Raw genomic sequence first — 23,225 nt, forward strand, 5'->3', positions numbered from 1 at the left:
ATGATCAAGGCATGTATATTTGATCTGGATGGAACTCTGGCGGATACACTGGAGTCTATGGCGTACGTAGCCAATGAGATCATGCAGAAATATGGACTGAAAACGCTGCCCACAGATAATTTCAGATATTACAGCGGTGAAGGTGCTGATATGCTGATGCAGCGGGCACTGAAAGATGCAGGAGATAAAGAACTGATTCATTATGAAGAGGGACGCAGGCTTTACAGGGAAATGTTTGCGGCAGATCCCATGTATAAAGTAGTTCCCTATGAGGGAATGCCGGAGACATTAAAAGAACTGAAAAAACGCGGCATCCGTCTGGCAGTATGTTCCAACAAGCCACATCCGGCAGCTGTGAAAGTGATCGCCCAGCTTTACGGAGATGACTTCGATATGGTGTTGGGACAGAGTGATGCGATCCGGAGAAAACCGGCACCGGACGGTCCGCTTATGATAGCAGGGAAATTTGGAGTCAGACCGGAAGAATGCATGTATGTAGGGGATACAAGCACAGACATGAAGACAGGAAAAGCAGCCGGAATGTTTACAGTAGGAGCACTCTGGGGCTTCCGCGACCGTGAGGAACTGAACGCAAATGGTGCGGATCTGGTGGCAGAGCATCCCACAGATCTGGTGATGATAAGCGAGGAATACTGCAATGATTAAAATGATTGCCAGTGATCTGGATGGAACATTACTGTTGAATAAAGCACAGTCCCTTCCTGAAGAAATTTTTCCGCTGATCAGGAAACTGAAGGAAATGGGAATCCTTTTTGTAGCTGCCAGCGGAAGACAGTATCCCAATATGAAGCGGATGTTTGCACCGGTTGCTTCCGAGATTGCATATATCAGTGAAAACGGGGCACTTGCTGTTGACCAGGAAGAAGTTTTGTATCAGGATTCCTTTGACCGGAAGGTGGCAGCTGAGATCATCGAAGCGATCATTGGAAAAAAGGACGCGGAATTTACCTGCTCTGCCAAAGATTATCACTACCTGATGCCGAAGACAGAACGTTTCCGGGAGCATATGCTTTATGAAGTAAAAAATGACTGCAGGTTTGTAAAGAGCCTGGATGAAATGACAGACCCTATTATGAAACTGGCAGTCTATGAACCGGCAGGGATCACAGATGAATCCGTGAAATACTGGAGGGGCAGATTTTCACAGTACTGTACAGTAGTAACTTCCGGAAATGACTGGATCGATTTTATTCCTTTCGGGACAAATAAAGCCAAAGGAATCCGGGAGTATCAGAAGCGCTATGGAATCCTGCCGGAAGAATGTATGGTATTCGGGGATGAATACAATGATATTGAAATGTTAAAATCAGTAAAATACAGCTTTGCCATGGAGCATGCAAAGGATGGGGTAAAAGCAGCAGCATCTTATACAGCTGTGCGTGTAGAAGGAGTTCTGAGAAAACTGATCCAGGCAGAGGGAAAAATTGAGGAGGTAATTTAAATGTATACAGAAGAATGCATCAACATATTTCTTGAGAATCAGGGGCAGCTGTTTCCACAGCCGGTAGCAGCATCGTATGAGGAGGCAGAAACTTTCCTGGAAGACTGCATGGCAGCAGTGGTGGATTCCCTGGGAGAAGTAAGAGAATATCTGGAAGATATGGGTGCAGATGTAGACGGAATGTCTGATGAAGAACTGGAAGAAGCCAGTGAAGTATTTGCCCTGCCGGATGGAAAGTACCTGATCGTAGAAGGGTAGTACAGCGAAAAACGCAGATTACATTAACGAAATATGAAATGATATAATTGCCACAGGCAGAGGACATATTTTATATAATGTGAAAAGGAGGATGACAAATGGAGAGAAAGAGATTTCTGGCAATTGTCATGACTGTGTTTATGGTATTTGCAATGCTCCCTTCCATGGTCTTTGCGGCAGCTCCGTCGGGAGAGCTGGGCGGCAAACTGAAGATCAAAGGGCTGGCAGCAGTTGGAACTACACTGAGCGCAGATTATACGAAAGTAACACCGGAAGGAGTAACAGATGATGATGTTACTTTTTCATGGTCCAGACAGACAGGGGAGAAAGAACTTGTCGAGGTAGGGACAGAGAAGAATTATACAGTGACCCAGGATGACCTGGGATATAAGCTGGTACTTACAGTCACCGGACTGGATGGTTCGGAGCTTACAGGCACCTTGACTGCGAAAACTCCTGAGACTGCTGCTACAGAGGAAGAAGCCAAGGCAGCAGCTCAGAAGCAGGAAGAGGAAGAACAGGCAGCACAGGATTCTGAAGATACAGAAGAGGTAGAGGGTACTCTGGAAGAGGATGGAACAGATGCTGACAGCCAGGATGCACAGGAAACTGAAGATGTCCAGAACAGCGATGAAGCACAGGATTCCCAGGATCAGGAAGAGTATCCGGAGGATGCACAGCAGACTGATGGAGAAGATCAGGATGTACAGCAGACTGATGATAGCACCCTGGAAGAGGTTCCACAGACAGAAGAGAGCCAGGATTCAGAAACTCAGGATCCGGAGAATAAGGATTCCGAGGAAATGCATATCTATACAGAATCAGAGCTTCAGCCTGACGGTACAGAGAAGACTACAGATAATACCACAGACAATACTGCGGACAGTACAGCAGATAATACCTCTGGTGATTCATCCGGGGATGAGACAGATAAGCCGGTTTATGAGGCTCAGGCATATATAGACGGAACCGAAGAAGGGGAAGAGCCAGTCTGCGATTTCGGAACAGTCACACCGTCTGATGAAACACAGAGTCAGATGATGTTTGTGGATATTAAGAATACAGGAACAGGAACCCTGAATTTCAAATCCATCAGCCCGGAACATTTTATGGTGGCTGATATTGAAGAACCGCTGGCTGCAGGAGAATCTGTCAGTGTATGGATCCAGCCGAGAGATACTCTTGAGGCAGGTTCTTATGACGATACCATCACCTATGAGACAGAAGAAGGCGCAGAAGTTTCGTTCCAGGCCAAGGCAGTGGTAGAAGAGCAGCAGCCTTCCGAAGATCCGACAGAAGATCCGGAACCGACCGAGACACCGTCAGAGGAGAATCCGGAGCCTACAGGTAACCTGGATCCGGCAGATGATCCTGACAATGAAGAACCTGAGCTGGAGAGAAGCATCAGCACAGATACGGACACACTGAGTTTCGATAATCTGGAAGAGGGATATGAGCAGGTAGAAGCGAAAACTGTTACCATCCAGAAAACAGGTGAGGTAACACTGGATGCACCGCAGTCAGATTATTTTGACATTACCCTTGTGAAAGAGGATGACACTTCTGCAGTTTATAGCGTGCAGCCAATAATGGGACTGGAAGCAGGAACCTACAGTGATCCGATTTTATTTACCATTGCGGAAGATCCGGAAGTAACAGCAGAGGTAAACGCAGAAATTACAGTAAATGAAGCAAAGAGGGCAGAACTGTCTGTAGATCCTGATGAGATTGATTTCGGAGAGACAGAGGCAGGTTACAGCAAAGCACCTTCAGCTGAGAAAGTTACTGTTACCAATGAAGGAAATACAACTATTACATTAAGCAAACCGGAAAGTGAGAGCCAGACATTTAAAACGGGTAAACTTTCTGCTACAGAACTGGCACCTGGAGAGAGTGCTTCCTTTAAGATACGTCCGGAAGATGGACTGGGGGAAGGTGTTTATACAGAAACTGTTGCAATTCCCAATAATCAGGGGGTTGATGCAGTTGTAAATGTGAAATTCACAGTTATAGCAGCAACAGTAAAACTGACAGGGATCCAGGCACCTTCCGATGTGACTGACGTGAAGAACGGAGCAGAGAAAACAGCCAAAGCCCTTGGACTTCCATCCAGCGTAGTGATCAACACTACCAATGGAGATATGAAGGCGAAAGTTCAGTGGAATGTGAAAGAAAGTTCCTATGATCCTTCTGTAAAAACAGCCCAGAGCTTTAAGGTAAAAGGTACTGTCACACTCCCTGACAGAGTCGAGAATCCGGATGGGATCAATCTGATCACAGCAGTTAATGTCACTGTAAAGGCAGGACGTACTGCGAAGATTGCAGATCCTGCAGACAATAAGATCAAGGGAATCAGCAGTGACGGTTATACCACTCAGTCCAAGATTACCTTCGAGGCAGTAGGCGCAGGAATGGATAACGAAAATCCGGGCAAAGGTGATACACGTTATGTTCCATATAACTGGAAGGTCCTGAACACCAATAGCTGGAGCCAGGCTCCATATACAGCTGCATTTGGTATTACAAAGGCCGGAACTTATACTCTTACAGTTGTGTTTGACCAGCAGAAATACACAGGAAGTAAATGGGAAAACACAGGTTCCCAGGATACCAAACAGGTGAACTTCACCATCACCCAGGGACAGCAGATCACAGCAACCCCAACTCCGCAGCCAAACAGTGCAAACCAGAAAAAAGCAGTGCAGACAGGTGATACTACCAATATTGCTCCATTCGTGATCATTCTGGTGATCGCAGCGGGATGCATTGCAGGTGTGGTTGTTTATAAAAAGAAAAAGAAATAAAAACGAATAAAAAACATTGTTAGCACTCATTTTTAATGAGTGCTAATTTCTTCTTGACTTTTGGTCAAAATGGTATTAGTATATCTTTCAGAGATACAGTTCCCGCTTATTCAGGGAACTGCAGGATAATAAAAGAACTAAGGAGTGTGGACAGAATGGCTGTAAAACATGGAAGTTTATCAATCAACAGCGAAAATATTTTCCCGATCATTAAGAAGTGGCTGTATTCAGACCACGATATCTTTGTAAGAGAGCTGGTATCCAACGGATGTGATGCCATTACCAAACTGAAGAAACTGGAAGTAATGGGGGAATATACATTCCCGGACAATTATAAACCAGAGATCCAGGTAATTGTAAACCCAGATGAGAAGACTCTGAAATTCATTGATAATGGTATTGGTATGACAGCTGAGGAAGTAGAGAAATATATTACTCAGATCGCTTTTTCCGGTGCTACCCAGTTCCTGGAGAAATATAAAGACAAGACAACAGATGACCAGATCATCGGTCATTTCGGACTTGGTTTCTATTCTGCATTTATGGTAGCAGATGAAGTACACATTGACACTCTTTCCTGTACAGAAGGTGCACAGCCTGTACACTGGACCTGTGACGGTGGAACAGAATATGATATACAGGAAGGCAATAAGAATACAGTTGGTACAGAGATCACACTGTTCCTGAATGAGGACTGCCTGGAATTTGCCAACGAATACCGTATGCGCGAGATCCTTGAGAAATACTGTTCCTTCATGCCAGTTCATATTTACCTTTCCAAGGCAAATGCACCGCAGGAATATGAGACGATCGATGAATCTGAATTAAGAGATGACGATGTCGTTGTTGAGCATATTCATGAGGATGCCAAGACAGAAGAGAAAGAGAACGAAAACGGCGAGAAAGAAGTAGTTGAAGTCTCCCCTGCCAGGGATAAAGTAAAGATCAACAAACGTCCGGTTTCCATCAGTGACATCAATCCTCTCTGGATGAAACATCCGAATGAATGCACAGATGATGAATACAAAGAGTTCTACCGCAAGGTATTTATGGATTACAAGGAGCCGTTATTCTGGATTCATCTGAACATGGATTATCCGTTTAACTTAAAAGGTATCCTGTACTTCCCGAAGATCAACACAGAGTATGATTCTATCGAAGGAACGATCAAACTGTACAACAATCAGGTATTTATCGCAGATAATATCAAAGAAGTAATTCCTGAATTCCTGCTTCTGCTTAAGGGCGTGATCGACTGCCCGGATCTTCCTCTGAATGTATCCAGAAGTGCACTGCAGAATGACGGATTTGTACAGAAGATTTCCGAGTACATTTCCAAGAAAGTAGCAGACAAACTTACCGGAATGTGCAAGACAGACCGAGAATCTTATGAGAAATACTGGGATGACATCAGCCCATTTATCAAATATGGCTGTATCAAAGACTCCAAGTTTGCTGAGAAGATGGGAGATTATGTACTCTTCAAAAACCTTGACGGCAAATATCTCACACTGAAAGACTGCATCGAGGAGAATAAGAAAGAGACAGCAGAAGCTGAGACTGAAGAAAAGAAAGAAGACACTGCAGCAGAAGAGAATAAGGATAAAGCAGAGGAAAAAGAACCGGAAAAGACTATTATCTTCTACGTGACAGATGAAGTTCAGCAGAGCCAGTATATCAATATGTTTAAGGAAGCAGGTAAGGATGCAGTGATCCTGAAGCATAATATTGACAGTGCCTTTATCTCCAGCCTGGAGCAGAAACATCAGGATATCCAGTTCAAGAGAATTGATGCAGACCTGACTGAAGAACTGAAAGGCGAAGGAGCTACTGATGAGGAAACAGTGAAAGAACTGACAGAGCTGTTCCGCAAGAACCTGAAGAAAGATAAACTGGAGGTTCATGTAGAGAATCTGAAGAATGAAAGCATTTCTGCAATGGTTACTCTTTCTGAAGAGAGCCGCCGTATGCAGGATATGATGAAGATGTATAACATGTATGGAATGGATCCGAACATGTTCGGCGGTCAGGAAACACTGATACTGAATGCAAATCATCCGCTGGTAAAATATCTGGCAGAAAACAAAGAATCAGACAAGGCACCTGTAATCTGTGAACAGCTGTATGATCTGGCTATGATGAGCCACAAACAGCTTTCACCGGAAGAGATGACACGTTTCGTGCAGAGAAGCAATGAAGTACTTCTTATGCTGACAAAATAGATCTTATAACTGAATAATTTACACAAAATATCAAAAAACGACAGTCCAGGAACAATCTGGACTGTTGCTTTTTTGCATTTTGTATTGACAAATGTCGTATATATTTTTATGATTAAATTGCTGATATTTCAATACAACTCTATAAATTTTATGTGAAAAGTGACGATGATTTCCGAATGACAATTCTGCCGGGTTATGTGTGTATAAAAGAGAAGCATGAACACACAGACAGTGTTCAACAGAAAGTTAGGAGGAAAAATGTATGAGTGAAATTTATAGTTTAATAAGAAGGCTTGGGGCAACTTCGAAGTACAAAGGTTATTACTACGTTGCGGAAGCAGTAAAAATGGCAGAGGCACTGCAGGAGCGTCCGATGAAGATCACAAAAGATATTTATCCGATCCTTGCCAGAAAATACAAATCAACTCCGTCCAATGTAGAGCATAATATCCGTACTTTGATCAATCTATGCTGGATGAGCCACAGAGAAACTTTGGAAGAAATTGCAGGATGTACTATGGAAGACAAGCCGACAAACAGTGAATTCATAGATATCCTTGCATACTATTTATACAGTTCCCATGAGAAAACAGCACGGCAGTAAACTGTGCAGGAAGATGACAGGTGTCAGAAGATCAGGCTACAGAACCTGAAATGCGATGTGTTGTCCTGAGAGAAATTTCCGGATTATTTCATCCCATAAATGTTCCGGACGCTTATCCAGACAGAAAGAAGTATAGGACACACCGGTAGTACATAAAAGTGAATCATTTCTATATTGAAGGTTCAGGCAGAATCTGCAGTCAGGAACGGATCCGTCAGGAAATGACGGATTCAGGATCTGCTGTGTCTGTTTATGGGAAAGCTGAAGTACGATCCTGAAATTCAGAGGCGTACGTCTGCCGCGTATTACAGAGAAACAGTAAGGTTTCACATCACGCCACAGAGAATACTCGATCGAATTGCTTTTATGCATGGCAACAGTATCTGTATCAAAAAAGTCCTGCTGGAGCCTTCCGTCAATGGTAAAGGTGTTGAAAGTGGTGACAGAGGCTTCCACCAGGAAAAATCTGTCGAACACTTCACCGATCAGAAGCTTATTCATGAAATCTTTTACGTCGATAATGGATAATGCAATCATAGAAATCCTTTCTTAACTCCCCTGAAATTCAGTCGGAATTTTATTATTTCCGGCAGGATAGGGGAGTGTCTTTTTGATTATAAATCACTTTTGAAAAAAAGAACAGTGTTTTTGCGAAAAAGTCTTTTCAAACCTCTGGCAGTATGATAATATATATCTGGTATTCAAAACTACATATAATGGAAAAGAGGACGATATAATTGAGATATAAGATTGCCATAGATAGTTGTGGAGAACTTTTAGACGAATGGAAGAATGATGAACGCTTTGAAACAGTTCCACTTACCCTGATGGTGGGAGCTGAACAGATCATAGATGACGAAACTTTTAATCAGAAGGAATTTCTCAAGAAAGTAGCAGATTGTCCGGAGTGTCCGAAATCTGCCTGCCCTTCCCCTGAGAGATATATGAAAGCTTATGACTGTGAGGCAGAGCATATTTATGCGGTAACACTTTCTTCTGAACTCAGCGGTTCTTATAACAGTGCACTTCTGGGAAGAAATCTTCTTCTGGAAGATCACCCGGAGAAAAAGATCCATGTGTTTAATTCCTGTTCGGCATCTGTGGGTCAGACACTGATTGCTATGAAGATACAGGAATGTGAAGAAGCAGGAATGAGCTTTGAGGAGGTGGTCGCAACAGTAGAACATTATATCAAAGGCCAGCATACATTTTTTGTTCTGGAAAATCTTGATACTTTAAGAAAGAATGGCCGTCTGAGCAAGGTAAAAGCTCTGGTGGCAAGTGCCCTGAAGATCAAACCGGTTATGGGTTCCACAGATGAGGGAAACATCTGCCAGCTGGATCAGGCAAGAGGCATGAACCGCGCAATGATCAAAATGGTGGAACAGATCATCGAGAAAACACCGGACAGTGAAGAAAAAGTCCTGGCTATCAGCCATTGTAACTGTCCTGCCAGAGCGCAGGTTCTGAAAGAAGCGTTCCAGGAGAGAATGAAAACAGGAAGAATCATTGTTCTGGATACAGCAGGAGTCAGCTCTATGTATGCCAACGACGGTGGGGTGATCGTAGCAGTATAACTTTGTTGTTTCTTTTTATAACAGCATGTGCTATAATAAGGAATTATGAAATAAGTTATGCAAAGGAGACACACCATGAGCCAGAAGAAAGTCGATGCGTATAAGTCAAAGAAGCTCCATCGCGGAAAAGCAGATAAAAAAGAGAAAGTGCTCTTCACCCTGGAGATGTTTGCATGGGCATTTATCTGTGTTGTGATCATTGCTTGGATTGGTTATTCTGCATACGTAAAAGTAACAGGAACCAAGGAGGATGTTGTACAGAATACAGTTATGGATACCAGTGCACTGGATAACTATATGTCCAGTCTTACCACTGATTCTACAGATACTGAAGATTCTGACAGTACTGAGGCAGATGAGACAGACAGCACTGAAGATGCAGAAGACGTAACAGACAGCACAGCAGAAGATACCTCTTCTACAGATGCTTCAGAAGATGCAGATACTACAGATGAGACAGCTTCCGCAGATGATACATCCTCTACAGAAGACACAGCTGAAACAGACGCTGAATAATAAACAGGATAAAAAGAAAACCCCCGGATGAAGAGCCGGGGGTTTTTGAGGTTTAACCCGTACAAAAAGTGCGGGATTCAATCCTCTTTCTGTTACAGTAAATTATGAATTATAATTTTGTAACGTTTGCAGCCTGCATGCCACGTGCGCCTTCTGTTAAGTCGTATGTTACAGCCTGGCCTTCTTCAAGGGATTTGAATCCTTCACCATTGATAGCGGAGAAATGTACAAATACGTCTGCACCGTCTTCACCAGTGATAAATCCGTAACCTTTTTCTGCATTGAACCATTTTACAGTTCCCTTGTTCATGTTGTTACCTCCATAAAAAATAAAAAAGTTGAAAAGCTTTCTGGCAATAAAAAATCACCAGATTTTACAGATTATATGATGTTATATAATCTCTAAAAACCAGTGACTATACATTAAATAATCCAGATATAGGTTGATTATATCTCTCATATTTTGAATTGTCAAGCACAAAATAGCCACTGTGCTTTCGTACTAAATATCTAAAAAAAGGGCTTTATAAAAAAGGCTGTTTCGTGTATTATGTATGTTAGGTATATTATGGTATGAACCAATGAAGGGAGCTAAGCACATGGGTATTCTGATTCGGGGCGGCCGTATTGTAGATGCGGCAACCGGTACTGATAAGACAGGAGATATTTATCTGGAAGAAGGTGTGATCACAGAGATTGGTGAGAAACTGAAGACCAGGGATAAAAGTGACAGAGTAATAAATGCAGAGGGACGTCTGGTTATGCCGGGATTGATCGATCTGCATGTTCATTTCAGAGATCCGGGACAGACACAGAAAGAAGATATTGAGACCGGTTCCAGGGCAGCTGCCAGAGGTGGAGTGACAACAGTTGTTGCCATGCCCAACACTACGCCGGTCATTGATAATCCGGACAGGGTAAATTATGTGCACAATAAAGCGGCACAGGTATCCGGAATCCACGTACTCCAGGCAGGCGCCATTACACAGGGAGAAAGGGGCGAACAGCTTTCTGATATAGAAGGAATGGTAAAAGTAGGCATTCCGGCATTATCAGAAGATGGTAAATCCGTGATGAACACAGCACTGTGTAAAAAGGCAATGGAAGTTGCCAGAGATCTGGATGTGCCGATCTTCGCCCACTGTGAGGATATTGACCTGAGAGGGGCCGGATGCATGAACGATGATGAGAATGCGAAACATCTGGGACTTCCCGGAATCTGCAATGCAGTGGAAGATGTGATTGCTGCCAGGGATATCCTTCTGGCAAGAGAAACAGGAGCCAGACTTCATCTGTGTCACTGTTCCACAGAAGGAGTGGCGAAAATGATGGAGATCGTGAAGGAAGAAGGGCTGGACAATATCACTGCAGAGGTATGCCCACATCACTTTGTTCTTACATCTGATGCCATCCAGACAGATGATCCGAACTATAAAATGAACCCGCCGCTTCGTACACAGAAAGATGTGGATGCCCTGATCGCAGGTCTGAAGGACGGTTCTTTCCAGGTGATCAGCACAGATCATGCACCTCACGCAGCAGCTGATAAAACAGGCTCCATCCGTGACGCTGCTTTCGGTATTGTGGGAATCGAGACAAGTTTTGCGCTGACTTATACAGCACTGGTGGAAACAGGGATCCTGACACTGACACAGCTGGTGGAAAAAATGAGCTGGAATCCGGCACAGATCTTAAAGAGCGACAGAGGAACTCTTCAGGAAGGTCATCCGGCAGATGTGGTGATCGCAGATATTGATACAGAGTACAAAATAGATAAGACGAAATTTGCGTCCAAAGGACGAAACACTCCATTTGACGGATGGAAAGTAAAGGGAAAAATTCTTTATACGATCTGTGATGGAAAAATCGTGTATCAGGAAGTCTGAAACAAAAACATCAGAATCTATATAGTGACTGCACACGGAGTGAACAATACTTTTTATAATTATACAGAACATATAGCAGGAGGAAAAATTCATGATTAACAAACTGATTGAAAAAATACAAAAAACAAACGCACCTATCGTGGTAGGCCTTGATCCGATGATGAATTATATTCCGGAGCATATCCAGAAGAAAGCTTTCTTGGAACTGGGTGAAACACTGGAAGGTGCTGCGGAAGCGATCTGGCAGTATAATAAAGGAATCGTAGATGCTGTCAGTGATCTGGTTCCGGCAGTGAAACCACAGATCGCCATGTATGAGCAGTTCGGAATTCCGGGACTTATGGCATATAAAAAAACAGTAGACTACTGTAAAGAAAAAGATCTGGTTGTAATCGGAGACATCAAACGAGGCGATATCGGTTCCACATCAGCAGCCTATGCAGTAGGCCACCTTGGAAAAGTCCAGGTAGGAAGCAAAAAATATGCCGGCTTTGATGAGGATTTTGCAACCGTAAACCCATATTTGGGTTCTGACGGTGTGAAACCATTCATAGATGTATGCAAGGAAGAAAATAAAGGTATTTTTGTTCTGGTAAAGACCTCCAATCCTTCCAGCGGCGAATTCCAGGACAGGATCATTGACGGACGTCCTCTCTATGAGTGGGTTGGTGAGAAAGTTGCACAGTGGGGCGAAGAACATATGGGCAATGGATACAGCTATGTAGGTGCAGTAGTAGGCGCTACCTATCCGGAAATGGGCAAGGTTCTCCGTAAGATCATGCCGAAAACATTTATTCTGGTTCCTGGCTATGGAGCACAGGGCGGAAAAGGCGCAGATCTGGTACATTTCTTTAATGAAGACGGACTGGGTGCCATTGTAAACTCTTCCCGTGGAATCATCGCCGCATACAAGCAGGAGAAATATACATCTTTCGGAGAGTTAAATTATGCAGATGCATCCCGTCAGGCTGTAAAAGATATGATTGAAGATATCAGCGGTGCATTAAATAACCGCTAGGAGGACAACAATGAGCGAAAAGAAAAAAGAAATTTGTACAGTGGTCAGTCAGGAATCCATAGGCACAGATATTTACAGCATGTGGCTGCAGACAGAAAAAATCGCAGCAGAAGCCAAGCCGGGACAGTTTGTGTCTTTATACACGAATGATCCGTCCAAGCTTCTGCCCAGACCCATCAGCCTGTGTGAGATCGATAAAGAGAAGGGCAGGATCCATCTGGTATACAGAGTAACAGGTGCAGGTACCGGAACTGCAGAATTTTCCAGATTAAAAACAGGAGATACAGTTTCGGCCATCGGACCGCTGGGAAATGGATTTCCGTTAGAAAAGGCAGAAGGAAAGAGTGTATTCCTTATGGGGGGAGGAATCGGAGTTCCTCCCATCCTGGAACTTGCCAAAGCGATGAAATGTGAGAAAAAACAGATCCTTGCAGGTTACCGTGACTGCCATACTTTCCTGAAGGAAGAATTCGAAGCAGCAGGCACGCTGTATATTTCCACAGAGGATGGCAGCGTGGGTACGAAGGGAAATGTCATGGACGCGATCAGAGAAAATGACTTGAAAGCGGATATGATCTTTGCCTGTGGTCCTACCCCAATGCTCCGTGCCATCAAAAATTATGCAGAAGCAAATGGCATTGAGTGTTACATCTCCCTGGAAGAGCGGATGGCGTGCGGGATTGGTGCCTGCCTTGCCTGTGTCTGCAAGTCCAGAGAGAAAGATGCACACAGCAATGTAAATAATAAGAGAATCTGTAAAGACGGTCCTGTATTTCTTTCTACGGAGGTGGAAATCTGATGAATATGAGTGTAAATATAGCCGGCGTAGAGTGGAAAAATCCGGTGACTGTGGCTTCCGGTACATTCGGGTCAGGAGAAGAATTTTCACAGTATGTGGATCTAAATAAATTAGGAGCAGTTACCACCAAAGGCGTGGCCAATGTTCCCTGGGCAGGAAATCCGACTCCGCGAGTTGCAGAAGTTTACGGGGGAATGATGAATGCCATCGGTCTTCAGAATCCGGGAATCGATCTTTTCTGCAAAAGAGATATTCCGAATCTGAGAAACTATGATACGAAGATCATCGTAAATGTATGCGGTCATGCACCGGAAGAATATCTGGCAGTAGTGGAGAGACTGGCAGACGAGCCGGTAGATATGCTGGAGATCAATATTTCCTGCCCGAATGTCAATGCTGGTTTTCTTGCATTTGGTCAGGATGCACATCATGTGGAGGAGCTTACCGCACAGATCAAAAAGATCGCGAAGCAGCCGGTGATCATGAAACTGACCCCGAATGTAACAGACATTACAGAGATCGCCAAAGGAGCAGAAGCCGGCGGAGCAGATGCAGTTTCGCTGATCAATACTCTGACAGGCATGAAGATCGATATCAACCGGAAAACTTTTGCACTGGCCAATAAGACCGGTGGAGTATCCGGACCGATCGTAAAACCTATTGCTGTACGTATGGTTTACCAGGTAGCACAGGCAGTGAAGATCCCGATCATAGGCATGGGTGGAATTTCCTGTGCAGAAGATGCCATAGAGTTCCTCCTTGCAGGAGCCAGTGCAGTGTCTGTGGGAACTGCGAACTTCCATAATCCGGCAGTAACTATGGAAGTGATCGACGGAATCGAAGCTTATATGAAGAAGAACGGATTCGAATCAGTGAAAGATATGGTTGGAATCGTGAAATAAAGATACAGTTAATGGAGGATACACCCCAACAAACAGTAGGAGGAATAGCAGAAGATGGAACAGTATAAAAAAGATTTTATTGAATTTATGGTAGACAGCCAGGTGCTGAAGTTCGGTGAATTTACCCTGAAAAGCGGCAGAAAATCCCCGTTCTTTATGAACGCAGGCGGCTATGTAACAGGTTCCCAGCTCAAGAAACTGGGTGAATATTATGCACATGCGATCCATGACAAATACGGAGATGACTTTGATGTACTTTTCGGACCTGCCTATAAAGGAATTCCGTTAAGCGTGGTTACTGCCATTGCATTCAGTGAACTGTACGGCAAAGAAATCCGTTACTGCTCTGACCGTAAGGAAGAGAAGGACCACGGTGCAGACAAGGGAAGCTTCCTTGGCAGCAAATTAAAAGATGGAGACCGTGTAGTTATGATCGAGGATGTAACAACATCCGGTAAATCCATGGAAGAAACCGTGCCGAAGGTAAGAGGGGCTGCCAATGTGGAAATCGTAGGTCTGATGGTATCCCTGGACCGTATGGAAGTGGGCAAGGGCGGTGTGAAATGCGCACTGGATGAAGTCCATGATCTCTATGGATTTGAGACCAATGCCATTGTTACGATGAAAGAAGTGATCGAACATCTTTACAATAAAGAATACAATGGAAAAGTAGTCATCGATGACAGCCTGAAAGCAGCCATTGATGCATATTATGAACAGTACGGAGCAAAATAATCCCAAAAGGAGAAATGACTGTGAACGAAAAGATTTATAAGACCATGTCTTCCACCGGTGCCTGCAGTCTGGCAGTAGGAATCATTGTCCTTACTACAGGCATTGTCACCGGAATCCTGATGATCGTGAACGGTGCAAGACTGCTGAAAAAGAAATCAGAAATATTAATATAGGGGAAAACATTGAAAAAAGAAACAAAACGTATCATCCGGGGACTTGGAACAGTTCTGTTTATCCTGTATGTTCTGGCACTGATCTATTTCCTGTTTTTCTCTGAGGAATACGGAAGAGTTGCCATGGAAGAACGGCAGTACAGATACAATCTGACGCCGTTTGTGGAAATACGAAGATTCTGGGTATACAGAAGACAGCTTGGATTCTGGGCGGTATTTACCAATCTGTTTGGAAATGTGGCAGGATTTCTGCCTTTCGGGTTTATGCTGCCGATGATCGTGAAACGGATGCGGAACGGATTGTTGATCATTTTATCTGGATTTGCTCTCAGCTTTACAGTGGAGGTGATCCAGCTGATCGCGAAGGTAGGCTGCTTTGATGTGGATGATATGATCATGAATACAGCCGGGGCAGCGCTGGGCTATCTGCTCTTTTTTATCTGTGATCACCTGAGGAGAAAGAAATATGGCAAAGAGATATAGGTATGCCTTTGCGAAAAAGAAAGAAGCACAGAAGGGCAAACTGTCCACAGTACTTGCTGCAGTTTCATTTGTACTGTTTGTGATAGCTGTCCTTCTGGCATTCTGGCTGCAGGGAAGCTTAGGATATATGATAGGCGGGATCAGCCTTTTCGCAATGCTGCTGTCGGTTTACGGATTTATTATGGGACTTCTGAGTTTTTCTGAGGAAAACCGAAACCACAGGACAAGTATGGTAGGTTCCATTGCAAATGGAATGATCATGATTGGCTGGCTGGGCATTTTCCTGATGGGAATGGCCGGATAAGCCGTAAATAAAAGGAGATAAAAATTTGGACGAATGGGTTATGGAGCGGTATGAGCTTGCCAGAGAGAGGATCGGAGAGATCCTGGAAGAGAAAACAGTGGCAGAGCCTTATCGTGACTTTTTTATAAAAGAAGCTGCTTTTCTGAAAAAAGTGGCTGCTGTAATGGATCATGAGCAGGAAAGAGAAGCGTGGTCTCTGGGGGAACACCAGAAACTCAATCATGAACTTTATGAGGATGTTCTTCCTGAGAATTACGAAAATTCTTATGGAAATCCTGCCTATGCACAGAAAATGCTGGGAGAATACGGAAGGGATTTTACCTTCCTTTATACAGAACTTCATGGCACGATCGCCTATGCATTTGAGAAAAAGATCTGGGATCTTACGGTAGGATTTGAACTGTTTCTGGAAATCTATTCAGCATTTTCCCAAGAAGAGATTCCTTCGGAAAAACAGGTGAGAGAGATCCTGGTGTCCTATGTGAATGACTATTGTCAGGATATGGTGGAAGAAAGGATCCGGGAGGCTATTGATGCGAAGGATAATTTCGCAGTAAATATCATTATGGATTCTGATCTGCAGGATGTGAGATATCTGTACAGATTCGGGGAATTTATTTCGGACGACCAGCTGCAGACCGCAGAATTCCTGAATTCTCTTTCCCAGAATGAGATTGATGAGATGGCACGCACATATACAGAGGGGTACAGGATCGGTTTCATTACAGGAAGAAAAGATATCACGAAGAAGAAAACGGTAAATATCCGCTATCATCTGGGATTTGAGAGAATGGTGAAGGCTGCGATCCTGCAGTTTAAGGAAATGGGGCTGGAGACTGTGATCTACCGCCATTCACTTCATGCAGTCAACAGAAGAAACCAGTTCAGAAGCGGATTTACAGGCGGTATTGCCAATCCGCAGTTTGATTATGACCACAGACAGGACAGTGCACTCTTTATGGATTCTGACTTCGTGAAGCGCAAGTTACGGGCAATGCAGACTTCCTATGATGAATATGAGGAACTGGCAGCTGTTCACGGCGGTCCGGCGGTGATCGAGACATTTGGTGAGACTCCTTTTTCACCGGTGAGCAAGCCGGAGAGCTGGAATTTTACAGAAGCACAGCAGAAACTTCAGCTGGAACTGGATAATGAATCCAGCCAGATCACAAACCGCTATATTAAAGGGGACGAGAGAAGCTTTACCATTATTGCATATCCGGTTCCTGCCATTGGCGTTAAATTCCCGGAGATCTTCCGTGAGATTGTCAAGATCAATACACTGGACTATAAGAAGTACCAGACGATCCAGCAGACGATCATCGACACTCTGGATACCTGCGAATGGGTGGAAGTCAAGGGAAAAGGTGACAATGAAACAGATATGCTGATCCATCTCCATACTCTCACAGATCCGAAGAAGCAGACAAACTTCGAGAACTGTGTGGCAGATGTGAACATTCCGGTTGGTGAAGTGTTTACTTCTCCTGTACTGGCCGGAACAGGCGGAACCCTTCATGTGTCACAGGTATATCTGAACGGACTTCAGTTCCGTGATCTGAAACTGGTATTTGACTGCGGACAGGTGATCGATTATACATGCAGCAATTTCGAATCAGAAGAGGAAAACCGCAAGTATATCGAAGATAATATTCTGTATCATCATCCGAAGATCGCCATGGGAGAATTTGCCATCGGTACCAATACTACTGCGTACGTAGCAGCACAGAAGTATCAGATTGCTGACAAACTGCCAATTCTGATCGCGGAGAAAATGGGACCGCATTTCGCAGTAGGTGATACCTGCTACAGCTGGGCAGAAGATACTCCGGTATTTAATCCGGATGGCAAGGAGATCATTGCCAGGGACAATGAGATCTCAGAGATGAGAAAGGATGATCCGGGTCTGGCATATTTCGGATGCCATACAGACATTACGATCCCGTATGATGAACTGGGAAGCATCCGTACAGTAGATGATGAGGGAGAGATGACTTCCATTATTGAAGACGGAAGATTCGTTCTGCCGGGAACGGAAGGACTGAACGAGCCTTTTGAGGAACAGTAACAGGTCAAAAAAATTATTAGTTTGTCAAAATATTTCTTTGCGCTAATATTGTTGACAGAAAAAGGGAATCTTAGTAGAATTTACGGTTAGAGAGGGTTTATATCCATAAATCTTTTCTGACCGTACTTTTTTTATCAATAAAATAAAAGTGGAGTCTTCGGCAGAGAAAGTTTCGTCTGTCAGAAGATACTTGAGAAGAAAAGGAGAATAATCATGGCAAAAGTAGGAATTGTGATGGGCAGCGACTCAGATATGCCGATCATGAGCAAAGCAGCAGACATTCTGGAGAAACTGGGAATTGATTATGAGATGAAGATCATTTCCGCACACAGGGAACCGGATGTCTTTTTTGAATATGCAAAAACAGCAGAAGAAAAAGGCTTTAAAGTAATTATCGCAGGTGCCGGAATGGCAGCTCATCTGCCAGGAATGTGCGCGGCAATCTTTCCGATGCCGGTTATCGGAATTCCTATGCACACCACTTCTCTGGGCGGAAGAGATTCCCTTTATTCTATCGTACAGATGCCGTCAGGAATCCCGGTGGCAACCGTAGCCATCAACGGAGGTGCCAACGCAGGACTTCTGGCAGCCAAGATCCTTGCAACCTCAGATGCAGAACTTCTTGCAAAATTAAAAGCTTACAGCCAGGAATTAAAAGAACAGGTAGAAGCAAAAGACGCAAGATTACAGGAAGTTGGATACAAGAACTACTAAATAAAAAACACAAAACGGAGGATTATTATGGATTACAAGACCGCTGGAGTAGATATTGAAGCAGGATATAAATCAGTAGAACTGATGAAAGAACATGTAAAGAGAACCATGCGTGAAGAAGTTATGGGAGGTCTGGGCGGATTTTCCGGAGCATTTTCCCTTGCGAAGATCAAAGACATGGAAGAACCAGTACTTTTATCCGGTACAGACGGATGTGGAACCAAAGTAAAACTTGCAATGGTAATGGATAAACATGACACTATCGGTATCGATGCGGTTGCCATGTGTGTCAATGATATCGCATGTGCAGGTGGAGAACCTTTATTCTTCCTTGACTATATCGCATGTGGCAAGAACTATCCGGAGAAGATCGCAGCCATCGTAGGCGGCGTGGCAGAAGGATGTGTACAGTCTGATGCAGCCCTGATCGGCGGTGAGACAGCAGAACATCCTGGATTAATGCCGGAAGACGAATACGACCTTGCAGGTTTTGCAGTAGGTGTCTGTGATAAGAAAGACATGATCACTGGCGAAGACCTGAAAGCAGGCGACGTTCTCATCGGTATGGCATCCACAGGTGTTCATAGCAACGGTTTTTCCCTTGTCCGTAAAGTATTCGATATGACAAAGGAATCCCTGGATACCTATTATGATGAACTTGGAACAACTCTGGGCGAAGCACTTCTCGCACCGACCAGAATTTATGTAAAAGCATTAAAGAGCATCAAGAACGCAGGTGTACGTGTACACGCATGCAGCCATATCACAGGCGGCGGTTTTTATGAAAACATTCCGCGTATGCTCAAAGATGGCACACGTGCAGTGGTAGAGAAGAACAGCTACCCGGTACTTCCGATCTTCAAACTTCTCGCAGAGAAGGGAAACATTGAAGAACAGATGATGTACAATACCTACAACATGGGTCTTGGAATGATCCTTGCAGTAGATGCAGCAGATGTAGACAAAACAATGGAAGCGATCAAAGCAACAGGCGATACTCCATATGTAGTAGGACGTATCGAAGACGGTGAAAAAGGAGTGACTTTATGTTAAAAGTCGGCGTACTGGTTTCCGGAGGCGGCACAAACCTGCAGGCTATCCTGGATGCCATTGACAGCGGAAAGATCACAAATGCAGAAGTATCTCTGATCATCAGCAACAATCCAGGTGCCTATGCACTGGAGAGAGCGAAGAAGCACAATATAGAAGCTGTATGCATTTCCCCGAAACAGTTTGAGAACAGAGAAGAATTTCACAAGGCACTTCTGGCGAAGCTGAAAGAGAGTGGTGTGGATCTGATTGTTCTGGCAGGATTCCTGGTAGCGATCCCGTCGATGATCGTAGAAGCATTTCCAAACAAGATCATCAACATTCACCCATCTCTGATCCCGTCATTCTGCGGTGTAGGCTATTATGGACTTCACGTACATGAGAAAGCACTGGCAAGAGGTGTCCGCGTTACAGGTGCTACTGTACACTTTGTTGATACAGGCACAGACACAGGTCCGATCATCCTGCAGAAGGCAGTGAAGATCAAATCAGATGATACACCGGAGATTCTTCAGCGTCGTGTAATGGAAGAAGCAGAATGGAAGATTTTGCCCAAGGCCATCAATCTGATTGCCAATGGTAAAGTGACTGTTACAGATGGAAAAGTCCAGATCGATGATTAGAAGATCTGAGAGTTATATTACAGATTAAACAAGAGGAGCGAAAGCAAATGAAGGTTTTGATCGTAGGAAGCGGCGGAAGAGAACATGCCATTGCATGGAGTGTTTCCAAAAGCCCGAAAGTAGATAAGATTTACTGTGCACCGGGAAATGCGGGAATCGCAGAACTGGCAGAGTGCGTGAATATCACAGCTATGGAATTCGATAAATTGGCAGATTTTGCCCAGGAAAAAGAGATCGATCTGACTATTATCGGTATGGATGATCCACTGGTGGGCGGAATTGTGGATGTGTTTGAGGAAAGAGGACTGAAAGTATTCGGACCGAGAAAAAACGCTGCGATCCTGGAAGGCTCCAAAGCTTTTTCCAAAGATCTTATGAAGAAATATCATATTCCTACAGCTGCATATGAGAATTTCGATGATCCGGAGAAAGCACTGGAATATCTGCGTACTCAGGCGAAATTCCCTATCGTTCTGAAAGCAGACGGACTTGCTCTTGGAAAAGGTGTACTGATCTGTAACAGCCTGGAAGAAGCTGAGGACGGAGTGAAAGAGATCATGGAAGATAAGAAATTCGGGAATGCCGGAAATACCATGGTCATTGAAGAATTCATGACAGGACGTGAGGTCTCCGTGCTGTCTTTCGTAGACGGCAAAACAATCCGCACCATGACTTCCGCGCAGGATCATAAACGTGCACAGGATGGCGACCAGGGACTGAATACCGGTGGTATGGGAACATTTTCCCCGAGTCCTTTCTATACAGAAGAAGTGGATGAATTCTGCAGAAAATATGTGTATCAGCCAACCGTGGATGCCATGGCTGCAGAAGGACGTCCGTTCAAGGGAATCATTTTCTTTGGACTGATGCTGACAGCAGATGGTCCGAGGGTTCTGGAATACAATGCGCGTTTCGGTGATCCGGAGGCACAGGTTGTCCTTCCGCGTATGAAAAATGACATCATAGAAGTTATGGAAGCCTGCATTGACGGAACACTGGATCAGGTAGACCTTCAGTTTGAGGATAATGCAGCAGTATGCGTAGTACTTGCCAGTGACGGATATCCTGTGAAATACGAAAAAGGGATCCCGATGTATGGCTTTGAGAACTTCAAAGATAAAGAAGGCTATTACTGCTTCCATGCAGGAACTGCATTAAAGGATGGTCAGATTGTTACAAACGGCGGACGTGTTCTGGGAATCACAGCCACAGGAAAAGATCTGAAAGAGGCAAGAAAAAATGCCTATGCAGCTACAGAATGGATCACTTTTGCCAACAAATATATGCGCCATGATATTGGAAAGGCCATTGACGAGGCATAAAAAATAAAAACAATACAGAGGACTGTCTCAGGACAGTCCTTTTGTTTTGGTGATATTTGTGAAAAAATTATAGGGATTACCTTTACTTTTCATGCATTTTGTTATAAAATGAAACAGTGCCGTATAAAATGCGGCAGGGAGAGCAGAAAGAAACGAAATGAAGAAACAAGATGAAAAGGTAACAACGGCCAGGGTGCGTGAATTTCTGGAAGAAAATACAGATCCGGGATACCGGAAGTTTCACAGCAGTCTGCTTCCTGGAGTTGATAATATTATGGGGGTGCGGCTTCCCGCATTGCGTAAATTCAGCCAGAATCTTGCGAAAATGCAGTGGCAGGACTGGTTTGCACAGGCAGATGACCAGTGGTATGAAGAAACCATGCTGCGGGGATTGACTGTTGCGTACAGTAAGTTAGATTGTGCAGAGAAGATGACATATGTGGAGCGTTTTGTACCGGACATTTCCAACTGGGCAGTGTGTGACTGTTTCTGCAGTACTCTGAAGGATGCGGACAGATACCAGGAGGAATACTGGGAATTTCTGGAACCGTATTTTATTTCAGACCGGGAATACAAGGCGAGATTTGGAGCAGTTATGCTTCTGTCACACTTTGTGAAGAAAGAATATCTGGAGAAATCCATACAGAGGCTTGAGAGCATCACTCAGCAGGGGTATTATGCGAGGATGGCAGTGGCATGGGCAATTTCCATATATTTTGTGGCATTTCCGGGAGAAATGCTGGATTATCTGCAGCACAGCCATAAGCTGGATGAATTTACATATAAAAAATCATTACAGAAGATTCTGGAATCTTATCGTGTAGATAAAGAGACCAAGCAGATCATAAAAGAAATGAGACAGAGAGGATAAGGCAATGGGAATCAGTAAAGAAGAAGCAATCAAGGAATTACAGACCAGAGAGATGGTATATGTGGCATACTCACAGGCAACGAAGCTGCCGTATGTGAAATGTGATGAAGAAAGTTATAATGACCAGGCATGGATCTTTTCCACAGAGGAGCAGATCAAGGAATTCGGCAAACAGCTTCTGGAAGATAAGATCCTTCTGATGGGAATGAGATATGCGAAGAAAGATTACCCAAGATTATACGGAACATTTTATGCAATTGGCATAAACAGCGTGGTATGGGTAGACGGAGAGGATAAGATCGAGATCGACCTTCCGGACATTGCGAAACAGGCAGATTTAAGTAAACTTGAGCCTGCACAGAGACCGCTTCTGAATCCTACCCTTCAGCTTTCAGGCATTTATTTCATGCAGGAACTCCGCCGTCCGGTAGAGAAAGAACAGCATGGAAATATCCGTGAATTAGAAGAAGAGCTGATCGTGAATTTAAGAAAGTCAGAATTTCTGTTAGCTATGGATGTAGATCCGGAGAATCCAAAGAAGATCAACATTCCGTATCTGAAGAACAAGAAAGACGAGATCCTTCAGCCTGTATTTACAGATGTGATGGAACTTGAGAAATTTACAAAAGGCAGAAAGCTCCGCATCGCAAAAGTACCATTTAACAAACTTCCGGATCTGATGATCCAGCAGGCTATAGCATATGCAGTAAATCCTATGGGATTTAACCTTATTCTGACCAAAGAACAGATGGCGAAGATCATTGGCTGAGACAGATTAAAATAAAAGAAATCGAGGAAATGTATTTCACAGAGAAGTGCATTTCCTCTTTTTTG

Annotated in this window: 25 protein-coding genes; 23 read left to right on the plus strand and 2 right to left on the minus strand. The window is 44.0% G+C overall.

Translation table 11 applies throughout. The annotated features are described in order from the left end of the window. The 6 genes from R8695_RS04550 (at nt 1) to R8695_RS04575 (ending at nt 7,350) form a co-directional block, all read left to right on the plus strand. Nucleotides 1-666 carry an HAD family hydrolase gene (locus R8695_RS04550; protein ID WP_154780856.1) on the plus strand — a complete coding sequence of 222 codons (666 nt, stop codon included), beginning with the start codon at nt 1-3 and terminating at the stop codon, nt 664-666. Continuing rightward, nucleotides 659-1,462: an HAD family hydrolase gene (locus tag R8695_RS04555; protein WP_118510706.1), complete on the plus strand. Its 804-nt coding sequence runs from the start codon at nt 659-661 to the stop codon at nt 1,460-1,462. The genes R8695_RS04550 and R8695_RS04555 overlap by 8 nt, the downstream gene beginning before the upstream one ends. Then, nucleotides 1,463-1,720, plus strand: a complete 258-nt coding sequence (locus R8695_RS04560; protein WP_118510704.1) for a glyoxalase — start codon at nt 1,463-1,465, stop codon at nt 1,718-1,720. A gap of 98 nt (nt 1,721-1,818) precedes the next feature. Continuing rightward, nucleotides 1,819-4,524, plus strand: a complete 2,706-nt coding sequence (locus R8695_RS04565; RefSeq protein ID WP_243139582.1) for a hypothetical protein — start codon at nt 1,819-1,821, stop codon at nt 4,522-4,524. Nucleotides 4,525-4,679: 155 nt separating this feature from the next. Further along, on the plus strand, nt 4,680-6,746 hold the full coding sequence (gene htpG, locus R8695_RS04570) for a molecular chaperone HtpG (RefSeq protein WP_154780855.1): 2,067 nt from the start codon (nt 4,680-4,682) through the stop codon (nt 6,744-6,746). A gap of 262 nt (nt 6,747-7,008) precedes the next feature. After that, nucleotides 7,009-7,350 (plus strand): sporulation initiation factor Spo0A C-terminal domain-containing protein, encoded by a 342-nt coding sequence (locus R8695_RS04575; protein ID WP_118510700.1) that lies wholly within the window; start codon nt 7,009-7,011, stop codon nt 7,348-7,350. Nucleotides 7,351-7,386: 36 nt separating this feature from the next. On the opposite strand, the gene R8695_RS04580 is transcribed toward R8695_RS04575, so the two are convergent. Further along, complete coding sequence (locus R8695_RS04580; protein WP_118510699.1) at nt 7,387-7,887, minus strand: DUF5721 family protein; 501 nt, start codon at nt 7,885-7,887, stop codon at nt 7,387-7,389. A 200-nt stretch (nt 7,888-8,087) separates the two neighbouring features. On the opposite strand from R8695_RS04580, the gene R8695_RS04585 reads away from it, so the two are divergent. Both R8695_RS04585 and R8695_RS04590 read left to right on the plus strand, forming a co-directional pair. After that, on the plus strand, nt 8,088-8,927 hold the full coding sequence (locus R8695_RS04585; RefSeq protein ID WP_154780854.1) for a DegV family protein: 840 nt from the start codon (nt 8,088-8,090) through the stop codon (nt 8,925-8,927). 75 nt (nt 8,928-9,002) lie between these two features. Beyond that, nucleotides 9,003-9,443, plus strand: coding sequence for a hypothetical protein (locus R8695_RS04590; protein WP_154780853.1), 441 nt, complete (start codon nt 9,003-9,005; stop codon nt 9,441-9,443). 109 nt (nt 9,444-9,552) lie between these two features. On the opposite strand, the gene R8695_RS04595 is transcribed toward R8695_RS04590, so the two are convergent. After that, the gene (locus tag R8695_RS04595) at nt 9,553-9,753 is read right to left on the minus strand and encodes a cold-shock protein (protein WP_008705499.1); all 201 of its coding nucleotides are present in this window, start codon (nt 9,751-9,753) and stop codon (nt 9,553-9,555) included. Nucleotides 9,754-10,042: 289 nt separating this feature from the next. Between R8695_RS04595 and R8695_RS04600 the strand changes: the two genes are divergently transcribed. The 15 genes from R8695_RS04600 (at nt 10,043) to R8695_RS04670 (ending at nt 23,160) form a co-directional block, all read left to right on the plus strand. Next, the gene (locus tag R8695_RS04600; protein ID WP_154780852.1) at nt 10,043-11,329 is read left to right on the plus strand and encodes a dihydroorotase; all 1,287 of its coding nucleotides are present in this window, start codon (nt 10,043-10,045) and stop codon (nt 11,327-11,329) included. 91 nt (nt 11,330-11,420) lie between these two features. After that, nucleotides 11,421-12,347, plus strand: a complete 927-nt coding sequence (gene pyrF / locus R8695_RS04605) for an orotidine-5'-phosphate decarboxylase (protein ID WP_118510691.1) — start codon at nt 11,421-11,423, stop codon at nt 12,345-12,347. 10 nt (nt 12,348-12,357) lie between these two features. After that, nucleotides 12,358-13,146, plus strand: a complete 789-nt coding sequence (locus R8695_RS04610) for a dihydroorotate dehydrogenase electron transfer subunit (RefSeq protein ID WP_154780851.1) — start codon at nt 12,358-12,360, stop codon at nt 13,144-13,146. After that, complete coding sequence (locus R8695_RS04615) at nt 13,146-14,048, plus strand: dihydroorotate dehydrogenase (protein WP_118510687.1); 903 nt, start codon at nt 13,146-13,148, stop codon at nt 14,046-14,048. Before R8695_RS04610 ends, R8695_RS04615 begins: the two co-directional genes overlap by 1 nt. 54 nt (nt 14,049-14,102) lie before the next feature. After that, nucleotides 14,103-14,783, plus strand: coding sequence for an orotate phosphoribosyltransferase (gene pyrE / locus R8695_RS04620; RefSeq protein WP_118510685.1), 681 nt, complete (start codon nt 14,103-14,105; stop codon nt 14,781-14,783). Between the two features lie 20 nt (nt 14,784-14,803). Continuing rightward, the gene (locus R8695_RS04625; protein ID WP_167515493.1) at nt 14,804-14,956 is read left to right on the plus strand and encodes a hypothetical protein; all 153 of its coding nucleotides are present in this window, start codon (nt 14,804-14,806) and stop codon (nt 14,954-14,956) included. 9 nt (nt 14,957-14,965) lie between these two features. After that, the gene (locus R8695_RS04630) at nt 14,966-15,439 is read left to right on the plus strand and encodes a VanZ family protein (protein ID WP_118510683.1); all 474 of its coding nucleotides are present in this window, start codon (nt 14,966-14,968) and stop codon (nt 15,437-15,439) included. Beyond that, nucleotides 15,423-15,743 carry a DUF6142 family protein gene (locus R8695_RS04635; RefSeq protein WP_118510681.1) on the plus strand — a complete coding sequence of 107 codons (321 nt, stop codon included), beginning with the start codon at nt 15,423-15,425 and terminating at the stop codon, nt 15,741-15,743. The genes R8695_RS04630 and R8695_RS04635 overlap by 17 nt, the downstream gene beginning before the upstream one ends. A gap of 40 nt (nt 15,744-15,783) precedes the next feature. Further along, on the plus strand, nt 15,784-17,811 hold the full coding sequence (locus tag R8695_RS04640; RefSeq protein ID WP_154780894.1) for an aminopeptidase: 2,028 nt from the start codon (nt 15,784-15,786) through the stop codon (nt 17,809-17,811). Nucleotides 17,812-18,024: 213 nt separating this feature from the next. Further along, the gene (gene purE, locus R8695_RS04645) at nt 18,025-18,525 is read left to right on the plus strand and encodes a 5-(carboxyamino)imidazole ribonucleotide mutase (protein WP_117844700.1); all 501 of its coding nucleotides are present in this window, start codon (nt 18,025-18,027) and stop codon (nt 18,523-18,525) included. Nucleotides 18,526-18,552: 27 nt separating this feature from the next. After that, nucleotides 18,553-19,578 carry a phosphoribosylformylglycinamidine cyclo-ligase gene (purM, locus tag R8695_RS04650; protein ID WP_154780850.1) on the plus strand — a complete coding sequence of 342 codons (1,026 nt, stop codon included), beginning with the start codon at nt 18,553-18,555 and terminating at the stop codon, nt 19,576-19,578. Then, nucleotides 19,572-20,198, plus strand: a complete 627-nt coding sequence (gene purN / locus R8695_RS04655; protein ID WP_154780849.1) for a phosphoribosylglycinamide formyltransferase — start codon at nt 19,572-19,574, stop codon at nt 20,196-20,198. The genes purM and purN overlap by 7 nt, the downstream gene beginning before the upstream one ends. Nucleotides 20,199-20,245: 47 nt before the next feature. Next, nucleotides 20,246-21,520 carry a phosphoribosylamine--glycine ligase gene (gene purD / locus R8695_RS04660; RefSeq protein WP_154780848.1) on the plus strand — a complete coding sequence of 425 codons (1,275 nt, stop codon included), beginning with the start codon at nt 20,246-20,248 and terminating at the stop codon, nt 21,518-21,520. A gap of 157 nt (nt 21,521-21,677) precedes the next feature. Further along, entirely contained in the window at nt 21,678-22,391 is a 714-nt protein-coding gene (locus R8695_RS04665; RefSeq protein ID WP_118510673.1) for a DNA alkylation repair protein, read from the plus strand. Nucleotides 22,392-22,395: 4 nt separating this feature from the next. Continuing rightward, the gene (locus R8695_RS04670; RefSeq protein WP_154780847.1) at nt 22,396-23,160 is read left to right on the plus strand and encodes an SseB family protein; all 765 of its coding nucleotides are present in this window, start codon (nt 22,396-22,398) and stop codon (nt 23,158-23,160) included. The last annotated feature ends 65 nt before the right edge of the window (nt 23,161-23,225 follow it).

This window comes from Blautia luti (assembly GCF_033096465.1).
GTDB lineage: Bacteria > Bacillota > Clostridia > Lachnospirales > Lachnospiraceae > Blautia_A > Blautia_A luti.